The sequence below is a fragment of the Thalassolituus sp. genome, assembly GCF_034111725.1.
Lineage (GTDB): Bacteria > Pseudomonadota > Gammaproteobacteria > Pseudomonadales > Oceanobacteraceae > Thalassolituus.
In genome coordinates, this window is the sequence record NZ_JAWUWR010000044.1 from 13,090 (window position 1) to 31,711 (window position 18,622).

16 protein-coding genes are annotated in these 18,622 nt (G+C 48.1%); 6 read left to right on the top strand and 10 right to left on the bottom strand.

Annotated features, from left to right (window positions below):
• Positions 1–11: 11 nt before the first annotated feature.
• The 7 genes from mraY to mraZ are packed head-to-tail and all read right to left on the bottom strand — an operon-like array spanning position 12 to position 7,270.
• On the bottom strand, positions 12–1,094 hold the full coding sequence (gene mraY, locus UXZ23_RS06750; RefSeq protein ID WP_277288936.1) for a phospho-N-acetylmuramoyl-pentapeptide-transferase: 1,083 nt from the start codon (positions 1,092–1,094) through the stop codon (positions 12–14).
• A gap of 2 nt (positions 1,095–1,096) precedes the next feature.
• On the bottom strand, positions 1,097–2,461 hold the full coding sequence (locus UXZ23_RS06755; protein WP_320819855.1) for a UDP-N-acetylmuramoyl-tripeptide--D-alanyl-D-alanine ligase: 1,365 nt from the start codon (positions 2,459–2,461) through the stop codon (positions 1,097–1,099).
• On the bottom strand, positions 2,451–3,920 hold the full coding sequence (locus UXZ23_RS06760; RefSeq protein ID WP_320819856.1) for a UDP-N-acetylmuramoyl-L-alanyl-D-glutamate--2,6-diaminopimelate ligase: 1,470 nt from the start codon (positions 3,918–3,920) through the stop codon (positions 2,451–2,453). Before UXZ23_RS06760 ends, UXZ23_RS06755 begins: the two co-directional genes overlap by 11 nt.
• The gene (locus UXZ23_RS06765; RefSeq protein WP_320819857.1) at positions 3,917–5,635 is read right to left on the bottom strand and encodes a penicillin-binding protein 2; all 1,719 of its coding nucleotides are present in this window, start codon (positions 5,633–5,635) and stop codon (positions 3,917–3,919) included. The genes UXZ23_RS06760 and UXZ23_RS06765 overlap by 4 nt, the downstream gene beginning before the upstream one ends.
• Complete coding sequence (locus tag UXZ23_RS06770; RefSeq protein ID WP_320819858.1) at positions 5,632–5,886, bottom strand: cell division protein FtsL; 255 nt, start codon at positions 5,884–5,886, stop codon at positions 5,632–5,634. Before UXZ23_RS06770 ends, UXZ23_RS06765 begins: the two co-directional genes overlap by 4 nt.
• Positions 5,883–6,818 carry a 16S rRNA (cytosine(1402)-N(4))-methyltransferase RsmH gene (rsmH, locus tag UXZ23_RS06775; protein ID WP_320819859.1) on the bottom strand — a complete coding sequence of 312 codons (936 nt, stop codon included), beginning with the start codon at positions 6,816–6,818 and terminating at the stop codon, positions 5,883–5,885. The genes UXZ23_RS06770 and rsmH overlap by 4 nt, the downstream gene beginning before the upstream one ends.
• Positions 6,815–7,270, bottom strand: a complete 456-nt coding sequence (gene mraZ / locus UXZ23_RS06780) for a division/cell wall cluster transcriptional repressor MraZ (RefSeq protein WP_277288933.1) — start codon at positions 7,268–7,270, stop codon at positions 6,815–6,817. Before mraZ ends, rsmH begins: the two co-directional genes overlap by 4 nt.
• 527 nt (positions 7,271–7,797) lie before the next feature.
• On the opposite strand from mraZ, the gene UXZ23_RS06785 reads away from it, so the two are divergent.
• Positions 7,798–8,463 carry a DUF502 domain-containing protein gene (locus tag UXZ23_RS06785; RefSeq protein ID WP_320819860.1) on the top strand — a complete coding sequence of 222 codons (666 nt, stop codon included), beginning with the start codon at positions 7,798–7,800 and terminating at the stop codon, positions 8,461–8,463.
• A gap of 40 nt (positions 8,464–8,503) precedes the next feature.
• On the opposite strand, the gene bioA is transcribed toward UXZ23_RS06785, so the two are convergent.
• The gene (gene bioA, locus UXZ23_RS06790; RefSeq protein WP_320819861.1) at positions 8,504–9,790 is read right to left on the bottom strand and encodes an adenosylmethionine--8-amino-7-oxononanoate transaminase; all 1,287 of its coding nucleotides are present in this window, start codon (positions 9,788–9,790) and stop codon (positions 8,504–8,506) included.
• 160 nt (positions 9,791–9,950) lie between these two features.
• On the opposite strand from bioA, the gene bioF reads away from it, so the two are divergent.
• From bioF to bioD, 3 genes are read left to right on the top strand one after another with little or no spacing between them, the layout of a single operon-like run.
• Positions 9,951–11,144 (top strand): 8-amino-7-oxononanoate synthase, encoded by a 1,194-nt coding sequence (bioF, locus tag UXZ23_RS06795; protein WP_320819862.1) that lies wholly within the window; start codon positions 9,951–9,953, stop codon positions 11,142–11,144.
• Entirely contained in the window at positions 11,141–12,646 is a 1,506-nt protein-coding gene (bioC, locus tag UXZ23_RS06800; RefSeq protein ID WP_320819863.1) for a malonyl-ACP O-methyltransferase BioC, read from the top strand. The genes bioF and bioC overlap by 4 nt, the downstream gene beginning before the upstream one ends.
• A 2-nt stretch (positions 12,647–12,648) precedes the next feature.
• On the top strand, positions 12,649–13,362 hold the full coding sequence (gene bioD, locus UXZ23_RS06805; protein WP_320819864.1) for a dethiobiotin synthase: 714 nt from the start codon (positions 12,649–12,651) through the stop codon (positions 13,360–13,362).
• Positions 13,363–13,462: 100 nt separating this feature from the next.
• Here the strand turns inward: bioD and UXZ23_RS06810 are convergent, their stop codons facing one another.
• Complete coding sequence (locus UXZ23_RS06810) at positions 13,463–15,595, bottom strand: TRAP transporter large permease subunit (RefSeq protein ID WP_320819865.1); 2,133 nt, start codon at positions 15,593–15,595, stop codon at positions 13,463–13,465.
• A 244-nt stretch (positions 15,596–15,839) separates the two neighbouring features.
• Here UXZ23_RS06810 and UXZ23_RS06815 point away from each other — a divergent pair, with 244 nt between their 5' ends.
• On the top strand, positions 15,840–16,859 hold the full coding sequence (locus UXZ23_RS06815; RefSeq protein ID WP_320819866.1) for a cyclic nucleotide-binding domain-containing protein: 1,020 nt from the start codon (positions 15,840–15,842) through the stop codon (positions 16,857–16,859).
• 66 nt (positions 16,860–16,925) lie between these two features.
• Here UXZ23_RS06815 and UXZ23_RS06820 read toward each other — a convergent pair whose 3' ends face one another.
• Positions 16,926–17,528, bottom strand: a complete 603-nt coding sequence (locus UXZ23_RS06820; RefSeq protein WP_320819867.1) for a peroxiredoxin — start codon at positions 17,526–17,528, stop codon at positions 16,926–16,928.
• 257 nt (positions 17,529–17,785) lie between these two features.
• Here UXZ23_RS06820 and UXZ23_RS06825 point away from each other — a divergent pair, with 257 nt between their 5' ends.
• Entirely contained in the window at positions 17,786–18,610 is an 825-nt protein-coding gene (locus UXZ23_RS06825) for a hypothetical protein (protein ID WP_320819868.1), read from the top strand.
• The last annotated feature ends 12 nt before the right edge of the window (positions 18,611–18,622 follow it).

Genomic DNA, 18,622 nt, shown 5'->3' on the forward strand with positions numbered 1-18,622 from the left:
ACAATTATTCCTTAGCGAATTTTTAACGTAGCTAAACCGAACAGCACCAAAATAATGGTGATGATCCAAAAACGAACAATGACCCGCGGTTCAGGCCAACCTTTCAATTCGAAATGGTGATGAAGTGGCGCCATACGGAAGATGCGCTTACCAGTGGTTTTAAACGAAGCCACTTGCAAAATAACGGACACAGTTTCTGCTACAAAAATGCCGCCCATAATAAACAGAACAACTTCTTGGCGAATAATAACCGCGACAATGCCTAATGCAGCGCCTAGCGCTAATGAACCAACGTCACCCATAAATACTTGTGCTGGATAGGTGTTGAACCACAAAAAGCCAATACCGGCACCAACAATAGCACCACAAAAAACAGCGACTTCACCGGCGCCGTGGATGTAAGGGATATGTAGGTAGTTAGCGAAATTAACGTTACCCGCTAAATAAGCGCATAAGCCAAGTGCACCACCCACCATAACCGTCGGCATAATAGCCAAGCCATCAAGACCATCGGTTAAATTCACTGCGTTACTGGAGCCAACCACAACAAAATAAGTCAGTACGATAAACATCACGCCCAACTGCGGCATAACATCCTTAATAAAAGGCACAACAAACTGAGTTTCTTCTGGCGTTTGCGCGGTGTAGTACAGATAAAATGCAGCGATTAGCGCAAAAACCGACTGCCAAAAGTATTTCCAACGCCCCGGTAATCCGCGAGAGTTTTTCTCAACCACTTTGCGGTAGTCATCAACCCAGCCGATAGCACCAAAAACAATAGTGACTAAAAGCACGACCCAAACGAAACGATTTTCAAGATCGCCCCAAAGCAGTGTCGAAACGGCAATAGAAAGCAAAATGAGCACGCCGCCCATGGTTGGCGTCCCTGCTTTACTTAAATGCGATTTAGGACCAACTTCACGAATTGCTTGGCCGATTTGATATTCGCGTAATTTACGAATAACTAGCGGGCCTAACAACAAGGACACTCCCAAGGCGGTAATCACGCCAAAGATAGCGCGTAAGGTTAAATAATTAACCACACCGAATCCCGAGTGGTACTGCGCCAACCAGTCACCAAGCCATAGCAACATAATTAAATTTCCTCATTCCCGTTTTGCAACGCAGCAACGACCTGATCCATACCGGTGTAGCGCGATCCCTTAATTAGCAATACATCTTGCTTTTGGGTGTGTTGTTGTAAAAAACGAATCAATGCAGGTTTGTCCTCAAACCAATGCGCAGATTCGCCAAATGCAGTTGCAGCGTTACGACTCAATGGGCCTGTTGCTACAAAATGTTCGATACCGGATGTTTTTGCATATGTACCAACGTCGATATGGGCGGCAATCTCATCACTACCTAGCTCCCCCATATCGCCCATCACTACCCAGCTATTTTCCGTCCCTTTTAAGACATCAATGGCCGCTTTAAATGCAGTAGGATTAGCATTGTAGGCATCATTTAAAATCAGTTGACCTGCAGCACCACGGCAAGGTTGTAAACGCCCCTTTACGGTTACTGAAGCTTGTAAACCTTTAACAATGTGATCCCATGACAAGCCTGCAGCATGCGTTGCGGCTATAACAGCAAGCGCGTTACGTACATTGTGTTCGCCCAACAAAGGTAATTTGATCGCTACGGTTTGGCCGTCACACAAAACATCAAACTCACTCCCCTCTAATGAGCAACGAATATTAATGGCGCGGACGTCTGCCAATTCAGAAAAACCAAAGGTTAATTGCTGCAAATGGGCAGCGCGTTGTTGCCATTGAGCGAAGTTAGCGTCATCGGCGTTTAATACAGCGGTACCATTCGGTTGAATAAAATCAAGCAACTCGCCTTTTGTTTCGACAATACCTTGCAAGCTGCCGAAACCTTCAATATGAGCCGGAACCGCGTTGGTAATAATGCCAACTAGCGGTTTAACAAATTGAGCCGTGTAAGCAATTTCGCCACGACCACTAGCACCTAATTCAATCATCGCCGCTTCATGTTCTGGCTTAAGCGCCAGCAACGTTAACGGTGCACCGATGTGATTATTCAAGTTGCCTTGGGTCATCCATGTATTGAATGCTTGCGTCAAAACGCTTGCAGTTAATTGCTTCACACTGGTTTTTCCGGCACTTCCGGTGACCGCGATCACCACCCCAGAAAATTGATCGCGCTGCCAGCCAGCAATACGACCTAACGCCAATAAAGTGTCGTCAACACGAATAAGCGGCAGTGATGTTGCAACATCCTCGCTCGCCAAAGCAGCAACCGCGCCTTCATTTTCTGCCTGAGCCATAAAATGATGGCCATTAAAATTGTCACCAGACAATGGAATATATAAAGCACCGTCTATAAGAGAGCGCGTATCAGTAGATACCGACGATATCAAAACATCGGCAAATTCTGGTTGAAGTAGCTCGCCATCTACAACATCGGCAACTTGAGCAAGAGTCATATTACGCAACATAATCTTCTCCTGCTTTTCTATAACCCTGAGCTATTAATACGCCAGCATCGCTATAGGCATGACGAGTTCCAGACACCTCCTGATAAGCTTCGTGTCCCTTACCAGTAATTACCACAATGCTGTCTTTATCTGTCTTTTCTAGTGCATCTTCGATAGCCTTGCGGCGATCATGAATACAATAAAAATTATCCGAGCCATCAGCCGCTAATACATCAGAAAAAATTTGATCGCTGTTTTCACCGCGAGGATTATCGTCGGTCAACCAAACTTGATCAGCGTGTGCTTGAGCTATAACAGCCATGATTGGGCGCTTGGTTCGATCGCGTTCACCACCACAACCAAACACCAAAGAAATAGCTTTATTCCATGGCTTTAAAGCATTTAAGACGTTATCTAGTGCATCTGGCGTGTGAGCAAAATCCACTATCGCTAGGGGCGCATTATCTTTTACGTATACTTCCATGCGACCGGCGACAGACTGTAGTGTTGAAGCTGCAGCAACTAGGGATTCAAAAGGGAAACCTTGAATAGCCAATACAGCAATTGCCGCCGTTGCATTAGCCAAATTAAATTCGCCAATTAATGGCAAAACAATATCGGCTTCGCCCCAAGGCGTGGTTAGCGTTGCCGTCATACCGCGAGCGTTTAACTCGACATTGTGATAACGCACTTCTGCCTTATCACTACGGCCATAGGTAAATACTGGTACAGTGATGTCTTTATCCACCGCTAATCGGCGTCCATAACCATCATCAACATTAATCAGTGCAGCACCAATATTTCCGCCAACAAATAGGCGACGCTTTGCTTCAAAATAAGCTTCCATAGAACCATGATAATCTAAATGGTCACGGGTCAAATTAGTCAGCACCGCTACTTTAAAATATATTCCGTCAATGCGGCGCTGATCTATTCCATGCGAAGAGACTTCTAGCGCGGCGTATTTTACCGATTGCTCCGCCATATCATTTAAATGACGAAGTACCACAGATAAATCGGCGGTTGTATTGCGAGTTTCAGCTAAATTGGGCCAAATGCCATTACCTAAAGTCCCCAACAAACCACACTCTATTTTCATTTTTATCAGTAGCTGAGCAATATATTGCGTAACAGAGCTTTTACCGTTAGTGCCAGTAACAGCGGTCAAATCAAGTTGAGATATTCCTGCATAGACACGATGCAACCAATCACTTAGATGATCTAACAAATCCGGTGTCGAAAAAATCGGAACACCTAATAATCCACAACGAAAACCAGGCTCACCCAAAGCAACAACAGCGCTGGCTCCGGCTTGAATAGCGGTCTCAATAAAACGCTCGCCATGATTATCACGACCAACACGAGCGATAAATAAATCACCCGATTTAACATCACGACTATCCGTCACGATATGGTTAATGTCGCGATCCCACTCAGGAGGAATAAACAAATGCGGCGCAGCGATTGCACTGAGCTTCATGCTCCACCTCCTGCCATTTGTAAGGTATTTTTACTTGGAATATCAGGAGCAACCTGACGTAACCGTAAAGCCTGACCCATGATGCGAGAGAATACCGGCGCAGCAACTTCACCACCGTAATATTCCTGCCCCTGAGGTTCATCAATAACAACCACTAATACTAAATCAGGGTCCGAAATCGGTGCGATACCGGCAAAAACAGCAGTGTATGCAGAATCTTCGTAACCACCACGCCCTACTTTATGAGCTGTACCTGTTTTACCGCCAACGCGATAACCCTCAACGCGAGCGCGACTGCCAGTACCTTTGTCGCTTGTTACTGTCTCTAACATATCGAGAATTTGACGGGATACTTTTGCCGACATCACAGGTTCACAAGCTGGTTTATCTTCATCGCGCATAATTAACCGTACAGACTGACGGCATCCACCAGCAAAAGCGGTGTATGACTGCGCCAGTTGCAATGGCGAGACAGCCAAACCATACCCGAACGATGCCGTTGCCAACCGCAAGGAATCTAACTGTTCTGGATAAGGTAAAACGCCGACAGCCTCACCCGGAAAACCCAAAACGCCCGGCTGACCTATACCCGCCTTAGTAAAGAAATCCCAAATAACTTCGGCACCTAATTTATGGGCTAAATAGGTAACACCAACGTTACTGGATTTAGTAATAATGCCAGTAATATCTAGCACGCCGTAATCACGGTGATCACGAATGGTTTTATTTTTTACGCGTACATAACCCGGTGACGTATCAATCTGAGTAGATGGAAAAAAGCGGCCGGAATTTAGGGCCGCTGCAACAGTGAAAGGCTTCATGGTAGAACCGGGTTCGATTAAATCGGCGATGGCTCTATTACGCATATCTTCGGGCTTTAACGTTGCTCGATTATTAGGGTTGTACGATGGCTGACTGACAAGGGCTAATACTTCACCTGTGTGCGCATCAACAATAACGGCACTACCTGATTTAGCATGATGCTGCTGCACGGCGGCTTTTAATTCGCGATATGCTAAATACTGCAAACGCAAATCAATGGTCAAAGCCATATCTGGGCCATTTTCTGCGACGGCATTAACTTCTAATTGCTTAATAACGTTACCGTATAAATCTTTAACGACTTTGCGCTCGCCGTCATGTCCGCGCAGATAATCGTCGAATGCTAATTCCAGACCTTCTTGACCTTTTCCATCAATATTAACAATACCGACCGTATGCGCAGTAATTTCTGCTGCCGGGTAAAAACGACGAAAATCTTCATCACCGTAAACACCAGCAACACGGCGGGCCAAAACTTTCTCGGCAACATCAGGCTCCACCTGACGCTTCAAATAAATGAATGAACGTCCTTGTGATGCAGCACGCTCAACGCTTTTTACCAAAGTATGCGCTGGAATATCCAAATCCTTAGCAACGGCTGGTAACTGCTGGATATTAACTTGTTGAGGATTTAACCAAAGTGTCACTACTGGCGTACTGACAGCTAGCGGTGTACCAAAACGATCCGTAATCATGCCGCGACTAGCCGGTTGAACTTCCTCACGTACCGTGCGCTTTTCGCCTTGTTCAAACAAAAATGGCTGATCTACAGTGTGTAATATAACCAAGCGACCAAGCACCACCGCTAACAACAGGCCGAACACCGCTAGCACTAGCGTAAAACGCCAGCGAACAATGCTGTTTTCCTGTGGTTCTAGCGATGTTTCTGTCATTCTGACAACACCTGTACTTGCTCTGGATCTTTCATATTCAGTCGCTTTCTTGCCAACTGATCTACCCTACCATTCGCCAATAATGTGCTTTTTTCAAGCACCAAACGCGTATGTTCTTGCAACAACAAATAGCGTTGTTTATCGGCCGCCTGCCACACCTGTAATAAATCGCGATGGTGCTGAACCTGCGCTATTTGCACTAACGCAGAGACCACCACAAAACCCCACAGGGTTCCTTGTAACGCATTCATGCAAGGCGCTCAGCCACTCGCAATACCGCACTACGCGCACGCGGATTACGTTCAATTTCTTCACGCCCTGGCATAAACGCTTTGCCTATACGCTTCATCGTTCGGCCTAACTGATCTTCGGTTAACGGCACACCCGGAGGTGGTTCATTACCTTTTTCTTGGGCGCGAATAAAACGCTTAACCATGCGATCTTCTAACGAGTGAAAACTAATAACCGACAAACGACCGCCGGGTTTTAATAAATCAACGCTTCTTGCCAGCACATCTTCTAAGTCACCCAGTTCGTTATTCACCGCAATTCGAATAGCTTGAAATGCGCGTGTAGCTGGATGCTTATGTTTTTCCCAAGCTGGGTTTGCTTCTTTAATCAATTCGGCAAGTACGGCGGTACGAGTAATTGGCGCTTCTGCACGAGCATTAATAATTGCGCGCGCCATGCGTTTGCCAAAACGTTCTTCGCCATACACTTTTAATACGCGGGCAATTTCTTCCTCGCTGGTCGTAGCAACCCATTCTGCGGCACTCATACCAGCATCTGGATTCATACGCATATCCAACGGGCCATCACGCATAAAGCTAAAGCCACGCTCGGCGTCATCCAATTGTGGAGAAGAAACGCCTAGGTCTAACAAGATGCCATTCACTTGCGGATAGCCCAGTGCCAACAACTCGGTTGTCATATCAGCAAAACTGGCCTGCACAATGTGAAAGCGGCTGTCTTCAGCCGCTAATTCTTTTCCGCTTGCGATTGCCAAAGGATCTTTATCGAAGCCAATTAACCGGCCCTTAGGCGATAGTTTGCTTAACAACAACCGGCTATGCCCCCCGCGCCCAAAGGTGCCATCTACATAGATGCCATCAGGATCGACGACGCAACCATCAACGGTTTCGTGCAGCAGTACCGTGGTATGGGCCAGCTCTGTCAGGTTCATAGAGAAATACTCATTAGTTCTTCAGGCAATTGATCGGACTGACTCACCATGTCGAGATACTCATCACGGCGGCCTTCCCACATTGATTTGCTCCACAACTCCAGTTTTTTGCCTTGTCCAACCAACACAATTTCTTTATCTAGCTCGGCGTACTCACGCAGCGAGGGTGGTAATAACACGCGACCACTGCCATCAAGCTCTAGATCGGTCGCGTGACCGATCAATAAGCGCTGAATACGACGAGCTGCAGGATTAAAACTTGGAAGGGCTTCGATCTTGGCCTGAATCACTTCCCACTCGTTGATTGGGTAAACCAACAAGCAGCGTTCTTCGGTATCAATAGTGGCTACCAAACGGGCACCACAAAGCGTCGACAGCGGTTCCCGATACTTAGTCGGGATCGCTAGTCGCCCTTTGGCGTCCAGATTGATCGAATGTAGCCCCCGAAACATGCCTTATTCCTTTATTAAGTGGGTAATCACTAACCTAGCCAATTCCCACTATTACCCACATTTTTCCACTTTGCGACACTATAGGAAGCAAAACAGCCTTTTGCAAGGTAAGAACCAATCGTCTTACAGGGATTTTTGTTAAGTAGCACAAGGACTTAGCGACCATTTGCGGCAATGTGGGGGAAAGTGGGAGAGAAAACCTAAGCGCTTCTGTCGGCCTGCGCGGCATACTTAAAGTAAACTGTGAAGTTAGCGCCCACTAACAAACGGCTTTAGACATTTTTGTACTATGAAGTGATTACTAACTAATCATTTTGAATATGCACTTCGCAGATTTGATTTCATCATGACGAAGTTAACGAAAAACCTTCTGGTTTGGCGTTTAAAGGCGCTACTATTCGCCACAAATACAGACCCTTCGGCGCCGCGGCAAATTACTCAAGACTCAACGCGACCGCACTGAATTGAAGCCACAACATAGATCCACAATCTAATCTCAAGCAATTGATATCAAAGGAATTTTTAAAATGCGCTACCTGATGAAGGCTTTAATCAAAGGCTCTGTTGTGATCTTCCCTCTGCTCATTACTTTATGGATGGTGTGGTCTGCGCTGAGCTGGTTAAATGAGCTTGGGTTGTCTGTTCTGAACGTACTCCACCTAGAAGCGATCGCATTTCCTGGTAGCGGTTTACTCATTATGCTGATCACCCTGCTCGGAACCGGCTTATTATTTCAATTCAATCCGGTTACTTGGCTGTATCAGTACGTAGAAGATGCTTTATTGCGTTTTCCACTAGTAAAAACGCTATACGGCGCAGTGAAAGATTTCGCCGACATGTTTGATGGCGAAAAGCCTAAGGCGCAACAAGTGGTGCTGCTTGATATGGCAGGCCAAGGTCAAGTGATCGGATTTATCACCAGTACCTCGGTTCCAGCCCCGGTCAAAGCCGCCAACCCACAAAGTCAGCTCGTGGCTGTGTATCTTCCTATGAGCTATATGGTGGGTGGATACACACTATTTGTAGCGCAAGAGCGCTTAACTTACGTCGACTGGTCAATTGAGGATGCTATGCGTTTTGCCCTTACCGCAGGTGTATCGCAAACTCAGGCAAAAGTGCGCGAAAAAACGCAAAGCGAAGAAAAAAACACCCCTACAGACGATCCGGTCTCTGCAGAAAGCCCACTGCTTTAACTTCGCTTAAATGCATAGAATGACGACTTGTGAGTGGCTACTAACAAGTCGCACCAATCACATCAACGATAGCACCCGTCAGGGTCGCCAAGTCTTCGTTATTCATAATAAACGGCGGCATCACATAAACATTATTGCCAAATGGCCGCACCCATATTCCACGCTCGACGCAGGCTGGTTGCAGCACTTTCATATCAACCGGTTCACGCAGCTCTACCACTCCAATAGCACCCAACACACGCACATCAGCCACAGCCGCAAACGCTCGCGCTGGGGCCAAGCCGCGCTCTAATTCTGTTTCAATCCGCTGCACTTGCACCTGCCAATCGCTACTCAATAGCAAATCCAAACTGGCACAGGCAACCCGACACGCGAGCGGATTACCCATAAAGGTTGGGCCGTGCATAAAGCAGCCGGCTTCACCTTGGCTAATGGTTTCTGCTACATGGCGCGTGGTTAAGGTTGCTGCCAAGGTCATATAACCACCGGTAATGGCTTTACCGACGCACATAATATCGGGCGAAATATCGGCGTATTCACATGCGAACAATTTACCTGTGCGACCAAAGCCAGTGGCAATTTCATCGGCAATTAAGAGCACATCAAACTCATCGCACAAGGCACGCGCTTGGCGTAAATACTCTGGGTGGTAAAAGCGCATACCCCCCGCGCCTTGCACTATCGGCTCTAAAATCAACGCCGCAATTTGCTCATGGTTCTCAGCTAATTGCGCGCGCAGTGGCTCGATATCGGCAGGGTTCCAGTCGTCGGTGAATCGGGTCTGCGGCGCTGCTGCAAAAAATTGCTGCGGTAAAATACCCGCAAATAAGTGATGCATACCGCGCTTAGGATCACACAGAGACATGGCCCCTAAGGTATCGCCATGATAGCCGCGCTCCAATGCCAACAAGCGATTCTTATTGGGCTTACCACGCGCATGCTGATATTGAATGGCCATTTTAATCGCGACCTCAACCGACACCGATCCAGAATCCGCAATAAAGACTTTATCCAATCCATTCGGTGTTAGGGCCACCAGCCGCTTAGCCAATTCAATCGCCGGTTCATGAGTTAAACCGCCGAACATAACATGGCTCATGCTCTGCAATTGCTCGGTGACTGCGGTATTTAATACTGGATGATTGTAACCATGCACGGCACACCACCAAGAGGCCATGCCATCAATCAGCTCTCGACCATCTTCAAGTTGTAGACGCACTCCCTTAGCACCGACCACGGGCCAAATAGTCGCTGGTTGAGTCATCGAACTGTAGGGATGCCAAATGTGCTCGCGATCAAAAGCGAGGTCTAAACCGTTCGATGTCATGCGTTACTCCTAATTTCTGCATTAACCCACTAGAAAAACCAAACCTAGTAGCAAACCAACCGCCGTAGTAAACCTAAAGTCTCTGGTGTAGTTGACCAATTATCCGCGCCCATTATGATAAAGGCCTTCCCAACTGTCGAGTCACCCTGTTGAGTCATTCATGAGCTGGCAACACCGACTACATTCAAAACTGCAACAACGTCGCGACCAACATCTTTGGCGGCAACGCAATGTATTGAGTTCACCACAAGATGCTCATGTTGATTGCAACGGCGAGACATTAGTTAACTTTTGCAGCAATGATTATCTAGGCTTAGCCGCGACCGGCGGAGAAGATTTAGCCGCCGCCGCCCGACGGTGGCAATTCGGCAGTGGCGCTTCGCATTTAGTGTGTGGCCATAGCCAAGCTCATCATGACCTAGAAGATGCGCTAGCTGAGCTAACGGGCTATCCACGCGCGCTTCTGTTTTCAACCGGCTATATGGCTAATATCGGCGCGATTAGCGCGCTAGCACAACGTGGTGATCGGGTGATTCAAGATAAGCTCAATCATGCTTCATTGCTGGACGGCGCCATTCTTAGCCGCGCCGACTTGCAACGCTTTCGCCATGCGGATTATGAACATCTTGCGGACTTATTGAACAAGGACGATGCCCGCGGCGAAACACTCGTAGTGAGCGATAGCTTATTTAGCATGGATGGTGATCTTGCGGATGTGCCGCAACTCAGTCGTTTGTGCGAGCAAACGGGCTCGCTGCTGATGATCGACGATGCCCATGGCTTTGGCGTACTTGGCGAAAACGGCGGTGGCGTTCGCGAACATTTCGGCTTAACCACGCAACAATTGCCTGTGTATGTCGGCACCTTAGGTAAAGCACTGGGCGGCTATGGCGCTTTTGTTGCTGGCTCTAACGATCTGATTGATTACCTAATTCAATTTGCCCGCCCGTACATTTATACCACCGCGCTACCACCGGCCGTTGCTGAAGCTATGCTGGGCAATCTGGAGCGGTTGCAAGACAACACCCGCCGCCAGCAACTGAATGCGCGCATCCAGCAATTCCGCAGCGGCGCAGAGCAAATGCACTTGCCCCTAATGGACTCACAATCACCCATTCAGCCACTGTTGATTGGCGAATCCGCCAAAGCAATCTCAGTAAGTAATGAGTTACGCACTCGTGGCTTGTGGGTCAGCGCGATTCGTCCACCGACGGTTGCTGAAGGCAGTGCTCGTTTACGCGTGACACTTAGCGCTGCGCATAGTGAAGATGATGTGAAACGACTGTTAGATGCATTATCGGCGATATGGCAGAACGATAACACCTTGCCCCGCGCATCTGAGCAGGTGCTATGACAGCCAACAAAGAGCTCTGGACTAAACTACACGAGAACCCCAGTACAACCTCCATTGATTGGTGTTGGCTTCCGGGCTGGAGCTTTGCCCCCACGGTATTTGCTGAGCTGTATCAGCAACTGCCGGGACGACATTGGGGCGCCAATATTCACAGCACGACTGCCACGTTCACTGAACAAGCTCAAACACTGGCGGCGCAAGCGCCCGAGAACGCTATTTGGATTGGCTGGTCACTCGGTGGAGCACTAGCGATGGCGGCATCCGCAACATCTAACGCTCGTTCGGTTATTACCTTGGCAACGGGTGCTCAGTTTGCGCAAGCACCCGAACAACAAGGTGGTATGCCTGCAGCGCAGTTCGAAGACTTTTGCCATCAATTTAATCAAGCGCCCGCCAAAACGGCTCGCCGTTTTCTCGGTTTGTGTAGCCAAGGTAGTGCCGATGCGAAAGCCATCCTGCGTGCGCTAGCTGAGCATCAATTACCTGCGGAAGAAGCTTCCGATGAATTGACTCACAGCTTGGCGTGGCTGGGTGATTATCAGCTAGACACACAAAATGCCAAACCACCGCAACAACATTGGTACGGCAACGATGATGCGTTAAATCCGCACGGTTTAATGCCAAGCCAGCAATCTTGTAGCTCTAGTCATGCCTTTTTTCTGAGGGCTGAAGGTCGGGATGAATTATTAGCCGCCTTAAAGCCACTCGCCCAAAACACTAAAACAACACGCAATAAACAGCTCGTTGCCCAGCAGTTCAGTCGTGCAGCCCACAGCTATGATCAAGCAGCAAGTATTCAGCAACGCACAGTAAGTCGCTTACTGGAGCAAATCGGTGAAATCAGTGGTCATTGGCTAGACATTGGTTGCGGCACAGGCGCCGCGTTACCTTCTTTATTGGCGCTGGGTGCTGAGCATATCAGTGGTATCGATTTGGCTAACGGCATGCTCGAACAAGCCGCCCAACGTAAAGGCCTATTGCCCAATCAAGTGACCTTATTACAGGCCGATGCTGATGACCTACCAATTAATAGCAACAGCCAAGACGGCGTGTTTTCCAGCTTAATGCTGCAATGGAGTGAAGATCCAAATTCCACTCTGCGAGAGTGGTCACGAGTTTTAAAGCCTAACGGCTTACTAGCAATCGCCACCTTAATTCCCGGCACTCAACGTGAATTACGTCAAGCTTGGCAAGCGATTGATAATCAGCCTCACGTGAATCGCTTTGCCGATACCAATACGTTAAAACTGGCGTTACAGAATAATGGCTTCATCTTGTTGCATGAGGCCCAATCCTGTTTACAAGAATACTATGGATCACTACCTGAGCTACTGCGCGGACTAAAGGCCATAGGGGCAACTAACGTAAATCCAGGGCGCCGCGTAGGCTTAGGCGGTCGTGCTGCGCTGACACAGCTCGATAAGCATTACCCCCGTAACGCCGACGGCACACTCCCACTCAGCTACGAAGTGATTTGGCTCATCGCCCGCGCAGGAGCATAACCATGCTACGTTATTTCTTAACTGGCACCGATACCGATGCCGGTAAAACCCTGATCAGCAGCGCACTCTTATTGAATGCACGGCAACTAGGTTTCAGTACCTTTGGTTTGAAACCAGTGGCAGCTGGTTGCGAGTACATGAACGGTGAATGGCAAAACAGCGATGCCCGTCTGTTACGCCAGTACAGCACCACCACGGCGACCTATCCAGTGCACAATCCCATCGCCTTAGAAGCCGCTATTGCACCGCACATAGCGGCACAACGCGAGGGCATAGCATTGAGCGTTAGCTCACTTCTTACGGCCTGTCAGCCCGCGTTAGAAATAGAAGCCGACCGACAAATAATAGAGGGTGCCGGTGGTTGGTTAGTCCCACTCAACGATACAGAAACCTTGGCAGACTTTGCTTGCGCATTAAAACTGCCCATTATTTTGGTGGTTGGTATGCGCTTGGGTTGCATCAACCATGCACAGCTAAGCGCACAAGCTATACAAGCCAGTGGTTTACCATTAGCGGGATGGGTAGCGAACTGCCTGCACGCTGATATGGATGCACAACAGGATAATTTAGAATACTTAACTCAGTGGTTTCAGCGCCAGAATGTCGAGCACCTAGGCACAGTACCTAGATTTGCAGGAATCGATGCCAGCCAAGAAGAACAACTCAGCGCAGTGGCTGCGCATCTGCATTGGCCGACTGATTTAAAAACGCTTTAATTTCCTTGCAGCGCCAAAACAATACGGCCCCCTCTTTTTACAGAGGAGTCCGCATCGCAAAGATATATCAAGCGCCCTATGTTAGAGCGCATCTCTAGCTTTAATCGTAACCAATCGCCAATGGTACAAACGCAACGATCAAGAGTGCGGTAGCCATCGTTACCAGCGGTAGAAGAATCCGCTCATTGCGATACCAGAAATTCTCGCCGACGGTCTCTTCTTTCGCCAATTCGAACTCACGTTCGCCAACCACCTGTCGCGTTAACAGATGATTCAGTGCCACCGGCGGACTTAAATAGCCAAGTTCGAAGGCAACCAGAGTCACCATCCAGAAGTGGACCGGATCGATACCGTTTTTATAGGCGATATCCGCAATCGTGGCGGTTACCAGCACAACCGCACCGTATGGATCCATGATCATGCCGATAAAGACCAACATACCAACTAGCAGGGCCATCGCCATCCAGATTGAGCTAAATTCAGCAGGTAATAGCAGCATGATTTCGGCGCGGTCGATAACACCACCAATCCCCATGGTCATCCCCATCAGCATCAGCAAAGCACCGATATGACCTGTTGCTTCTGTAGTCGCTTCGCGCACGATTTTCTCCATCGAATCACGACCGGTTTTAAGGTCGCTCAAGGAAGCTCCTACGCGCTCTTCGATGTAATCAATGTTCATATTCTCGCGCTTGAGAACATCTTTCTCTTGAGTCAAACGCTCGTAAAACAGAATAACTAAAAGCAATACTGGCAGAATAATTGGAGCTGAGAATTCATCGATATACGCATTCAACAATAAAGCATAGGCGCCTAGCGTGACGGCGATCAAAATCACATAAGGAATCAAAGGCTTCAATGCAGCCAGAAATTCAGGCCAAACGTCACCCGTTGGCTTGCGGTATTCATGTGGCGCTTTACGTGTTATCAAGGCAAAAACAGCAAACAAGAATGTGGTCAGGAAGAAAACTTTCACCCCCCAGCCGAACAACTGATCGGTTGTTACTTCGTTGTTAAGTGCCGCGACGATCACCACAAGCAAACAAGGACGCAAAACTACACCGAGCGAACCAGACATAGCCGTCGCTGCAAGCGCTAACTGACGACGAGCACCTGCGCGGCGTAGCTCCATAAAGATCAAGCCACCGACCGCGATAACAAAGATCCCCGAACCGCCGGTATAGGCTGTTGGAATAGCCGCCATAGCCACAACGGCAACCGCTAGCATTTCAGGGGGAAGATTGAATGGGCGGAAGATATTAAATATTTTTTGCGCCATCTCGGTACGTTTAAGCAGCATACCGACCCAAACGTATAAGCCAACGTTCAAAAATAACTGCGACAGCTCCATCATTTGATTCAGATAGATAGCAATACCGGAAGGATGACTCACCGAGAAAAAGTAGGCACCGGATATAATCGCCATATTTGCATAGAGTGGAATCGCCAGTTGCGCCTTTAGAAAGCTGCCGCCCGGTTCTGCATCTTCAGGAACCACAACCATCTGATACAAGGTAATGAGAATTGGCGTAGCAAAACCGAATATCCAAATCCAGTGCAGCGCCGCATGTTCAGTGGTGACTTCAACACCAGCCGAAAAGGCGATTACCTTAAAGCTATAAACGGAATAAAACAGAATGCAGAAAGCAATAAACTGAGCACCTGCGGACACGCGATAATCCATCGCCGTCACGGTAGGCCGCAGAGCAATATGATGACGTGTGACTAATGCCGTACCACCACATATCAAGACGAGAACGGCGAGCATAATGCGCTCAACAGACATCCCGGCACTACCAAACTCAGCGATGCCTTTTTCAATAGAACGGAAAATCTGCACGCCAGTCGTTATCCGATCTTTTGTAGCAATGTACTGATCAAACTTTTCCTGACACTGGCTCTTTACCGCTTCCAATGACTGACGAATAGCGACAGGATTGACAGGGTCTGGCTCAAATAAAGAAAAGCCATCATCTTCTGGTATGGCGTTACGCTCAGCAATCAAGCGTTGAGTCGCCACCTCGACATCCATATTGACGTCGCAACTTGGTTCAACCGGGTTTTCGCGTAATTGAAAATATCCTTCCCAGATCACCTCGCCAAGCTGCAACAACTGTGCATGCATGGTGTGGCTGGAATTAAGCGTTATAACGAAGACCAGAACGAGAAATGCAGGTAAAGCCGCTAGCCACTGGTATAGCGTGCGGTTGCCCGCACTTACCTTTTGATCCATGAAAGACCTCAATTTATTATTTTTAAGTAAGCCATACCTCAATAGTGTAGGCTTGGGCCTTTCATTCTATTGAACACATGTCTAAGAAATCATACCTGAGTATCTTTTCCGGTCAATACTAGATGCAATATCGTTGACAAAACCGTCAGCAATTACCCTGTTTGGCCACTAAACTGACGGAACGTAACAGCTTTTGCTATAGTCAAAGGCATCGACAACAGTTTGAGTCAAATTCCCAAATTCCATGGACACTACGCTGAGCCAACAATTGCAGCGCTTTATCCCCTTTGATGAATGGTCAGAAGACATCATCGACGGGCTTTTGCCGCACTTTCGCATCCATTCCCTCGACAAAGGCAAGATCGTCTTTAAACGCGGCGAAGCCGACGAGGAGTGCCACTTTCTGCTGCAAGGCACCATAGATCTTGCGGATGAACACTTCAATGTGACCAATATCGATGCACAAGACGACGACAACTTCATGGCGCTCGACAGCACGCATCACATCCACCGCTATGCAGGTATAACCACTAGCCAATGTGATTTTGTATCGGTTAAGCGTGCTCACCTAGATTTGATTTCGACTTGGGCCGAATTACGCACAGATATCCGCCAATCAGGCGATACGGACGATGATGAAAGCGACTGGCTTGAACGCTTGGTTACCTCAGAACTGTTTAATCGCATTCCTGCAGGCAATATTCAGAAGCTGCTATCGCGGTTCGAAGAAGTACCAGTAAAACTTGGAGAAGAAATCATCCGTCAAGGTGAACCAGGAGAACATTGCTACGTTATCAAGCATGGCAGAGCACTAGTGACTCGCTCTGATGGCGAGAAAGTTCAGACATTAGCGGCCTTGACGCATGGCAATCTGTTTGGCGAAGACGCACTCGTCAGTTCACTTCCTCGTAACGCCACCATCACCATGAGCAGCGATGGGGTTCTTATGCGTCTAGCGAAAGAGCATTTTGATGCTCTGCTGCGCCAACCAGTGGTGACCTTTATCACGGCGAAACAAATAGAAAAACTCGTGGAAGAAGGCGATACCGGCACCGTCGTATTAGACGTGCGCCACGAGGAGGAATACGCTGCCGATCCTATGTTACGAGCACGCAATATACCTTTGGCTAAATTGCGCGATCGCTTGAAAGAATTGGAGCCTGCGTTCATTTACATCGTAGCTGGAGGCAATCGAGCAGAGGCTGCAGCCTACATATTATCTGAAGCTGGATTTGATGCGCGGGTATTAAAAGAACCGCATTGATTCTTAACTTCTTGTTATAAAAAAACCCGCAAATGCGGGTTTTTTTATCCGAGTTGCACAAGCAAATTACAAAACTTCAGCGGACTCAGACAAATACTTGGCAACACCTTCTGGGGAAGCATTCATACCTTTATCGCCTTTATTCCAACCGGCTGGACATACTTCACCATGTTCTTCGTGGAATTGCAGCGCATCAACCAAACGAATCAATTCATCAATATTACGACCTAATGGTAAATCGTTGATGTTTTGAGCACGTACAACACATTCTTTGTCGATGATAAATGCACCGCGCAAAGCAACACCGCCCATTGTTTCAACGTCGTATGCCTTGCAGATGCCATGATCAATGTCTGCTGCCATAGTGTATTTAACAGCACCGATACCGCCGTTATTTACTGGCGTGTTACGCCACGCATTATGAGTAAAGTGAGAATCGATAGAAACAGAAATGACCTCAACCCCCATTTCAGTAAATTTATCCATGCGCTTATCAAGAGCAATTAGCTCTGACGGACATACAAAGGTGAAGTCCAATGGATAAAAGAACACAACCGCGTATTTTCCTTTAATGGCATCGTATAAGTTGAACTCTTCAACAATAGAACCGTTACCCAATACGGCCGGAACGGTGAAATCTGGGGCTAGCTTACCTACCAATACGCTCATTTTAATGACTCCATGTGGATTGTTATAATTTGCAGATACCCTGCAATATAAGGCAGAGTGGCTATCATACATTGCGTATCTGGCTAATCATACCGCCACTACCAGATAAATCGCGCCCAATAATAATTGGGTTAATCTTAGAAGAAACCCTGTTTACTCATGATGCTAGCTTGTAGGTTATTACTGTTTTGATGATGCGCCCGTTGAATGGAAATCACACCAACAAATACCTTCCTTGCTCTATGCTTTGGGCCCTAATGCTATCCATTATTTTGCATACTGCACTCTTCATCTCGGCGCGCACTGAAATTCAATATGAACGACCACACACTATTATCAATGCCACTATCCAAACTACAGTAGCTAAACGTAACGACAGTCAAGATCAACGCGGAGATTCTGGTAACAGCAGTCTAGCGGATGCACCGACGGCGCAAGACGCTAGCCGCGCAGCGGTAGCCGCAACGCCAGCCTCAGCCACACAACCCAAAAAAACCGCACAGCCCAATACAGCACCGGCAGCCAGTACCCCAAGTAAAACGCAAGCGAGTAAGCCTGTTGTGGCAGCTAATCAACCTCGCGCCGCCAAATCCGCACGTCTGAGCGACCAAGAACCGCAACAAGAAACTGAGGCACCGAGCACACTGCAATCACTAACCAATGCCATTACCCCATCCCAACCAGCGCCAACAACAGTACCACCCACTGAAGCAAAACCAGCGGAAGACGCGAGTATCGCCAGCAATCCCGAGTCTGCGACAAACAGTGCTTCACTTGAAATTCGCGGTGACGAGGACGTAATCACTGATCCGGTTGAGCGTGCTTATTACAAGGAATTAATGGCGCATCTTATGAGGAAACTTCCAGCCCACCCGCCGGGTATTATTGGCGATGTTCGCCTGCAGCTCGAAATCAACTATTCCCGGGTCATTACTGGGGTCGAAATCATCATTAGCAGTGGCGATGTGCGCACGGACGAATGGGCGCGACGAGCAGCACTATCAGTTAGTCCGGTCCCTCCGGTGCCAAAAGGCCTACTGCAACCCTACTATTTTCGCCCAACCATCAAGCTCGCAGACTAACTCGCGACGAAA

What these genes read in the sequence shown, in the direction of transcription:
- UXZ23_RS06820 (WP_320819867.1), bottom strand. Translation starts at nt 17,528, where the DNA reads ATGAGCGTATTGGTAGGTAAGCTAGCCCCAGATTTCACCGTTCCGGCC.
- UXZ23_RS06770 (WP_320819858.1), bottom strand. Translation starts at nt 5,886, where the DNA reads ATGAATGCGTTACAAGGAACCCTGTGGGGTTTTGTGGTGGTCTCTGCG.
- UXZ23_RS06755 (WP_320819855.1), bottom strand. Translation starts at nt 2,461, where the DNA reads ATGTTGCGTAATATGACTCTTGCTCAAGTTGCCGATGTTGTAGATGGC.
- mraZ (WP_277288933.1), bottom strand. Translation starts at nt 7,270, where the DNA reads ATGTTTCGGGGGCTACATTCGATCAATCTGGACGCCAAAGGGCGACTA.
- bioF (WP_320819862.1), top strand. Translation starts at nt 9,951, where the DNA reads ATGAGCTGGCAACACCGACTACATTCAAAACTGCAACAACGTCGCGAC.
- UXZ23_RS06765 (WP_320819857.1), bottom strand. Translation starts at nt 5,635, where the DNA reads ATGACAGAAACATCGCTAGAACCACAGGAAAACAGCATTGTTCGCTGG.
- UXZ23_RS06785 (WP_320819860.1), top strand. Translation starts at nt 7,798, where the DNA reads ATGCGCTACCTGATGAAGGCTTTAATCAAAGGCTCTGTTGTGATCTTC.
- rsmH (WP_320819859.1), bottom strand. Translation starts at nt 6,818, where the DNA reads ATGAACCTGACAGAGCTGGCCCATACCACGGTACTGCTGCACGAAACC.
- UXZ23_RS06810 (WP_320819865.1), bottom strand. Translation starts at nt 15,595, where the DNA reads ATGGATCAAAAGGTAAGTGCGGGCAACCGCACGCTATACCAGTGGCTA.
- bioD (WP_320819864.1), top strand. Translation starts at nt 12,649, where the DNA reads ATGCTACGTTATTTCTTAACTGGCACCGATACCGATGCCGGTAAAACC.
- UXZ23_RS06825 (WP_320819868.1), top strand. Translation starts at nt 17,786, where the DNA reads ATGCTATCCATTATTTTGCATACTGCACTCTTCATCTCGGCGCGCACT.
- mraY (WP_277288936.1), bottom strand. Translation starts at nt 1,094, where the DNA reads ATGTTGCTATGGCTTGGTGACTGGTTGGCGCAGTACCACTCGGGATTC.
- bioC (WP_320819863.1), top strand. Translation starts at nt 11,141, where the DNA reads ATGACAGCCAACAAAGAGCTCTGGACTAAACTACACGAGAACCCCAGT.
- bioA (WP_320819861.1), bottom strand. Translation starts at nt 9,790, where the DNA reads ATGACATCGAACGGTTTAGACCTCGCTTTTGATCGCGAGCACATTTGG.
- UXZ23_RS06815 (WP_320819866.1), top strand. Translation starts at nt 15,840, where the DNA reads ATGGACACTACGCTGAGCCAACAATTGCAGCGCTTTATCCCCTTTGAT.
- UXZ23_RS06760 (WP_320819856.1), bottom strand. Translation starts at nt 3,920, where the DNA reads ATGAAGCTCAGTGCAATCGCTGCGCCGCATTTGTTTATTCCTCCTGAG.